This is a genomic window from Pseudomonas sp. CM27, from assembly GCF_013179515.1.
GTDB lineage: Bacteria > Pseudomonadota > Gammaproteobacteria > Pseudomonadales > Pseudomonadaceae > Aquipseudomonas.
Genome location: NZ_JABMCN010000034.1, coordinates 1 through 6,470 on the forward strand (window position 1 = coordinate 1; position 6,470 = coordinate 6,470).

Annotated in this window: 7 protein-coding genes; 1 reads left to right on the forward strand and 6 read right to left on the reverse strand. The window is 59.9% G+C overall.

Annotated features, from left to right (window positions below; translation table 11 throughout):
- Nucleotides 1-99: 99 nt before the first annotated feature.
- A complete protein-coding gene (locus HP547_RS06410) occupies nt 100-630 on the reverse strand; it encodes a DUF2514 family protein (RefSeq protein ID WP_172285778.1) in 531 nt (176 codons plus the stop codon).
- A complete protein-coding gene (locus tag HP547_RS06415) occupies nt 627-1,115 on the reverse strand; it encodes a glycoside hydrolase family protein (protein WP_172285779.1) in 489 nt (162 codons plus the stop codon). Before HP547_RS06415 ends, HP547_RS06410 begins: the two co-directional genes overlap by 4 nt.
- A gap of 187 nt (nt 1,116-1,302) precedes the next feature.
- On the opposite strand from HP547_RS06415, the gene HP547_RS06420 reads away from it, so the two are divergent.
- Nucleotides 1,303-2,376 carry a hypothetical protein gene (locus tag HP547_RS06420; RefSeq protein WP_172285780.1) on the forward strand — a complete coding sequence of 358 codons (1,074 nt, stop codon included), beginning with the start codon at nt 1,303-1,305 and terminating at the stop codon, nt 2,374-2,376.
- 1 nt (nt 2,377) lies between these two features.
- Here the strand turns inward: HP547_RS06420 and HP547_RS06425 are convergent, their stop codons facing one another.
- The 4 genes from HP547_RS06425 to HP547_RS06440 form a co-directional block, all read right to left on the reverse strand.
- Entirely contained in the window at nt 2,378-3,145 is a 768-nt protein-coding gene (locus HP547_RS06425; protein WP_172285781.1) for a hypothetical protein, read from the reverse strand.
- Nucleotides 3,142-4,380, reverse strand: coding sequence for a glycerophosphodiester phosphodiesterase family protein (locus HP547_RS06430; protein WP_172285782.1), 1,239 nt, complete (start codon nt 4,378-4,380; stop codon nt 3,142-3,144). Before HP547_RS06430 ends, HP547_RS06425 begins: the two co-directional genes overlap by 4 nt.
- The gene (locus HP547_RS06435; RefSeq protein WP_172285783.1) at nt 4,377-4,772 is read right to left on the reverse strand and encodes a hypothetical protein; all 396 of its coding nucleotides are present in this window, start codon (nt 4,770-4,772) and stop codon (nt 4,377-4,379) included. The genes HP547_RS06430 and HP547_RS06435 overlap by 4 nt, the downstream gene beginning before the upstream one ends.
- 2 nt (nt 4,773-4,774) lie before the next feature.
- A partial coding sequence (locus HP547_RS06440; protein WP_218583466.1) for a hypothetical protein occupies nt 4,775-6,470 on the reverse strand: 1,696 nt, incomplete at its 5' end.

Consider the following 6,470-nt stretch of genomic DNA (forward strand, 5'->3'; position numbering starts at 1 on the left):
TGGTGATACTCCCGCATTGCGTCGATAGCCTGCTGAATCAGCGGCTCGCCAGCCTCGACCATCCCGATAAACATGCGCTTGTCCAATGCAATGCCCTGCTCACTTGGTCAGGCCATTATAGATCGACTCGCACGCCAGCCCAGCTATTCGGCTTCGCTCAAGCGCTGCTGCGCAGCTGCCCGCCATTCGGTCAGCGTCTTCAAGCAATCCCCCGAGCACCACGACGGCAGAGGTTCCTGCCTTGCGCTGCTGGGCAGCGATGGTGTCGCAGGTGGCCGATCGGCCGGCGCGCAGTCTACCGATTTCCCCGCGCAGCCCACCAGCAGCAGACTCAGCAGCAGCGGCGCGGCCCTGGGCCAGTTCCAGTTTCTGTCGTGCACTCTCACCCTCCTCGTCCGCCAGTGATTGGCGGCGTTTCTCTTCCTGTCTGGCCTGGGCAGCCGCGCGCCGGTCGCGCTCGGCAACCTGCAGGCGGTAGTCGGCCAAGGCCAGATAGGACTTGGCAGCGTCACCCCTGGCCACGGCCGCTTCGCCATTGGCTACCATGACCCTATACTGCTGGCCGCCCGCTACCAGCACTAGTGCGATCAGCCACCAGGCCCAAGCAGGTGCCGCGCCAACCCAGGTCACGCAGCTATCCCGCCAAGCTTCTTCCACTGAGTCAGCAGCTTGTCCAGCCGATGCGGATTCTGCCCGTAGTTGTTACCTGGGAGGCTAGCCCAGATGTTCGAGCACTTGGCGATAGCCTGCTCGATGCGCCCTGCTTTGATGTCATCTAGGGCGCGGCGCTCGCGTATTTGCTGCAGGGCTATTCGATCCTGATTCTCTGGGGTGAACCCGCCAGCCAGGCGAAGGCTGACTCGGTACGCGTCCCAGTAGCGCTCAAGCAACTGGTACCGCCCTGCCGCGGTGCTGGTCACCAACTTTCCATTGATGGCAAAAGTCAGCTTCTTGCGGGGGTGGTCACCGTATCCGGTGAAGAGACCACCACCGTACAGCACGTTGTATCCGTCATCGCTGGCCTTGATAGTGGAGGTTCCTTCAGACCAGGCCAGCATGTTCAGAAAGGCGAGCACGTTGGGGCCTCCAACGTCAACAAGAGAGGTTCGAGCCATACAATTCTTCCCTATGAGTAAAAACCCGCTGCATAGCGGGCGTGAGCGGTTCAATCGGCGCCAACGGGATATAACGTTCGCGCTAACACCGCCGCAGAGTTTCAATTTGTTACATTTTCAAGAAGTACTGGCACTTAGCCCCCGGTATAGTGCCGCGGCCTATAGCTGGACCAGGGAGCACACGGTCGTGCAAGTTACACTTCGCAGTACTGATGACTTTATCATCACCTATCATCAAGCCAATGAAGGGCGTTCAGAATCTGTAGTCATTACATTTGGCCAAATAAATTCCGGATTAAATGATTCCGGATTCGGAACGCAATTTTTCAAAAAACAGGGAATTGATTCGATCTATGTGGGACAGCGTGGCAAATCTTTCTACCAGGGTCTAAGCGGTGAAGCACTTGTGGACGCGGTTTCATCCGTGACCAAGGGGCGCAAAGTATTTACGTATGGTTCAAGCTTAGGCGGCTACGCTGCTTTGTACTATGCCCTGTACCTAGACTGCCCAGCCATCTCATTCAGCCCACGATGCTCAGTGGATCCCGCTATCGCTGACGTAATTGATAGAAAATACCGTGAGCCCTTTGCTCATATCCCGCTAGAAGAGGTGGCACAATCTAGGACAAAACAGCCTTCGTTCGTCGCTTATGATCCTGAGGTCCAAATCGATCAAGCCTACGTTGAGCGGCGGGTTGAAAAGGCATTCCCGCAAGCCAACCTAATAAAGGTTCACAACGGCCTTCACGGTGTAGGTAGGGCCATGAGCTACTCAGGGGTGCTGAAACAATTCATCCTGTCGATTATCCACACCGGAGAGGCAATAAGTTTCGAAATTGATCCCTTGATGGATCCGCGATACACCGGCGAGCAGGCATTAAAAGAGTATAACGCGGGCAACATTAAGGAAGCCCAAGATTTTGCGGAAAGGTCTCTGAGAATCGGCGGCGATGAGAACTCCGTTTTTGTCATATCCCGTCTTTGCGAAAGGCGACTGACCACTATAAACCCAAGAAATTACAAATTAGACCCTACGATCAGAAGATACTTCCTCCGACAGCATGCCAAGAAATCAAGCAAACTCAACTCAGAAATTGAATTGACGCTCAATTTGATCGATGCCAAGTGCCGCATTTTGAACTTCGAGGCAGCACACGACCTGGCATACTTCTTGAGCGTAAAACATCCCGACGACGAGACTGTCAAAAGTAAGCTCAGTCGGGTGAGGAAAATAATTAGGCACTTAGAGGCATTATCTTGATCTAGATTTCAGCCCTGAAGGTCAGGTAGACGTTGCCAAGCCCGCTAATGTCTTGGAGCTGGCCGGTACCGCCGTCGACAAAAGTCACCCTGGCGGTACCGTCATCGCGGTTGTAGCGACCGCACAAGGCATGCAGCCGGCGCCCTGTGAGCGTGGTGTTGTCGTCCGTCAGCTGCGCGATCATCAACGGATGCAGGCGCATCCCGGCGCCGTCGTTGCCACGCATTGTCACGGTCAGGGCTGCTGCTGCGGCGTCGTAGCTCAGCGACTTGATACCGTCGGCCTGGTAGTTCGAGTTCAGCGATGGAACGCCAGACGCAACCAGGATCAGGCCTCGAGCAAGAATCCTCGGCGCCCCTAGGTCGGTGTCGTAGATGCTGATGGTCGGATTGGTGAACTCAAAATCACCTTCACCCATCGCGGCGAAGTTGCCGATGGCAAACGTAACGCGCAGGTTGTCGGGCGAGCGCAGTGGCGTGGTAAAGCTGACCACGTACTCGCGCCATTCGCGCGAGGTGATTTCGACGCTGCCGCCGCCGCGATCCAGTGGCAGGTAGTCGATGGCCACCGCGCCCCCCACGCCGCTGATAGCGCGGGCAAAGATCTTGATTTCGACCTTCACGCCCGGCCCAACCAGCACGCTCTTTTCGTACTTGGTCGAGACGCCTGCCGGTGAGTAGATCCGGCCAATGCCATTGATGATCGAGTAGCTGCCACCCACCCCCACCATCGACGGGATGTAGGTATTGAGATCGCTGGGGATGTTCATTGGCTGACCTTGAGCGAGACGTTGGAAATGATGCGACGGATACCGAGCTTGCGGATGGCAGGCAGCTGGCTCTGCCGGTCGACGGTGTACACGCCCCAGTCCACGCCCTTGGAAAAGGCGTAGGCCACAGCCTCGGGAATGGCCAGGGTGGCGTCGTAGTCCCAAATCAGCGCGCCCTTCCCGAGCGCGGCTACCTGGTCGATGTACCCTTTGACGGTGGCCACGCTGGTGGAAACGCCAAGCAGGCCCACCTCCATGTTCTTGTTGGCCGCCCTGGTCATCGTCAGGATGTTCAGGTTGAACGACCCCATGCAGCAGGCGCTGTCCATGCCGTACTGAACGATCAGGTCGATCATGCCCTGCAGATCGGCAGTGCTGCGGTAGCGTTTGAACTCGGGATAGATGAAGGCGCCAGCCGTGCGGGCAATCTCCAGGTACTCAGTGAACCGCGACAGCCGCACCGGGGCGAACCGCGTCCCCTGCCCCGACTTGAGTTCAAGGCTGTCCAGATAGGCCGATGACAGCGACGTAAACGTGCCGGTACCGGTGGTCAGGCTGTCCACGGTAGTGTCATGGAACATGAAGTACTCGCCATCAGCACTGACCGCCACGTCGCATTCCAGGGCATCCGCCCCAGCGCTCAGGGCCGAGGAGAACGCCAGGGCGGTATTCTGCGGCGCCTGGGTCATGAAGCCCCGATGCGCGACCAGCTCGATGGGACGGCTGTTGCGCTGCTCGAAGGTCGAGTAGTTCAGCGTTTCCAGAAAAGTCATGGCCTTCTGCAGCAGGTCGCCATTGTCGAGACGAACACGGGTGCCGCCACTGGAGAGCAGGTCAGCCCGAAGCACACTGTCCCCGCGCGCAACCAGCTTCGCCGAATCAGTGGCCCAGACCCCGGTAAGCACCACTGGCGGGGCATAAACGGCGCTAAGCCCATACAGCTCATCGGCATACCGCACCACCTGCTGATAGCCGGTGAAGGTCACGCCGGCGGCGTAGTCGCCCAGGTATTCAAATCCTGTGCTCTCGATCGCTTCCCGGTACCGGGCCTGGCGGTCGGCCTCGGCAGCGTCGAATTCGTTCTCCATGCCGAGCATGCTTTTGCGCGGACGGCCGAGGCGGTCGAGATAGCTGTCCTCCTCACCCAGCGAAAAGCTGTCCAGGTTCTCGGCGTTATCCAGCAGGTCCCGCGGGTCTTTCGACCCGATCGGGTTGAGGGTGGCGTAGGTCGTCATTCCTCTACCTCACTTGGATCTTCAGGTGGCGTCGAAAGCTGGTTCTCCAGCTGAAGCACTCGGGCTTGCAGCGCCTGGTTCGCGTCGAACGCTTGCTGGAGCTCGCCCGCTTGCGTATCTCGCGCCTGTTCCAGCTCGCTCACGCGCCCCTGCAGCGCCTGGTTGGCCGCCAGCATATCTGCCGTGGCCGAGCCAACGTACTGCCCAAACAGGGCAAATGCCTCGGAGTCACCTTCCACCAGCGGCACCAGCGGCCCCTCACTGGCGGAACCGACGCGCTCCCCGTCGCGCAACACGCGGGTGATCGTCTGATAGTGCGCGCCGTAACTGCCATCCTCGCGGACACGGATCAGGATTTCGTAAAGGGAGGTCTGTTCGATCAATTGGCTCATGTTTAGCTCACAGTGGTGTTGGTGTTGAGGATCTTCCAGGCCGTGCCATTGGACTTGCAGGTCTTCGAGCCGTCGGCAGCGTCGGTCACTTCGATGATGTAGCCGGGGAACAGCGATGCGTCAGGCAGCGTGCCCAGGGTGAACTGCCCAGGGCGGAATGCCCCGGTGAGCCGCCCGGGCCCTACAACCGTCAGCTTGTCCGAGCCGCTTTGCGTGGTCGTACCGATCCGCAGGTCACCGTTCAGGTAGTTCGGCGCGTTACCGGCGGCGTACACGTTCCATCGCTCATAGCCGGACTGCAGGGTTTGGTTCAGGCGCAGCGAGCAGGCCATGGTGATGGTCGTGGTGGTCACCGAGTCGACGCGGAAGCCGTCATGCTCCGTTACGGTCACGTTGGCCCCCAGCCCCGGCGTGATCGACGTGTAGTTGGCCGTCAGCGCGATGACCGTAGGGGACGCCTGGTCGGGCAGGTTCACCGCCCCGCCAAAGGCGCTGCTGAACGAAGCCAGGCCGTAGATGCCCGCCGAGAACACCCCGTACTGGCTACCCGAAGCAGGCAGCGCGGGGGGCGTGCCGCGCACGTTGAGAAGGAAACGTTCAGACGGAGCGGCGCCGATACCTACGGTGCCATTGAGCCTGAGGTTATCCAGCGTCATTTGCGCCACCGGCACCTTGCCCGTGGCATCCAGCGCCGCAACGCCGTTGGCCGCTCCGCGCTGGGTGCTGGCCAGCTTGCCGTCCAAAGCCGCCTGCAGGCCGCTTACCGTGCCGATCGCCTGCAGCCCGGTGTGCGTGGCACGGTCGCGCAGCTGCGCGTCAGGGGCGTTGATCAGCTCCCAGGCCGCGCCGGTGGAACGGTAGGAGCGAATCCCGGTATACCCGTCGTCCGCATCAAGGATGTAGTTCGGGGTCAGGCTGGGGTCTGGCAGTGTGGCCACCGTGTACTGGCCCAAGCGCATCGGGCCGAACAGCGTCAGCTTGGTGATGAACGCCTCTCGCCAGCGCTTGAGCAAGGTGCCCAGGTCAAAGCTGTTATCTTCGCCGGGGTTGAACCCGTTGGTGAAAATCTCGGCGACCTTCAAGCCCACCTTGGACGTGGCATTGAGCGCGGCGTAGAACCAGGTGCGGGTCGACGCGGTGAACGCTGTGCTGCCACCACCGATGATCACCAGGTTGGCGTCCTGAGTGCTGGTCTGCTGCAGCACCAGAATGTCGGCCTGATTGCTGTCCCGGTGCGGTGTCAGGATGCGCCCGAACACATCGCCATTCGCCACAAAGCCATTGCGCAGGTACGCGCTGCGGGTGCCCAGCAGCTCGGTGGAGTTGGCCGTCAGGTTCACCCAGTACGGCGCGAATTCCTTGGCCGACGTCCACACCACCACCAGAAACGCCTGGTTGTTCTGGTTGAATACCTCGACCCGGCTGGCCGTTGGAATCTCTATGATCCCCATCGGCGTGATGGTCACCGCCGAGGAGTACCAGGAAAAGCGCGGCACCTGAACGTCGGCCATGTAGCGCAGGATTTCCTGCATAGTGCTGAAAACCGCACCGCTGAACGGGTTGTAGATCTTGCCGTCCGGCCCACGCGGAAAGATGCCGGTGACGCTGCGCTCCATGTTGAACGGCGTGTATGGATCGCTGATATCCGAGTAGTTCACGCCCTGGGCGTCGTACTCAGTGAGCAGCAGGATACCCCCC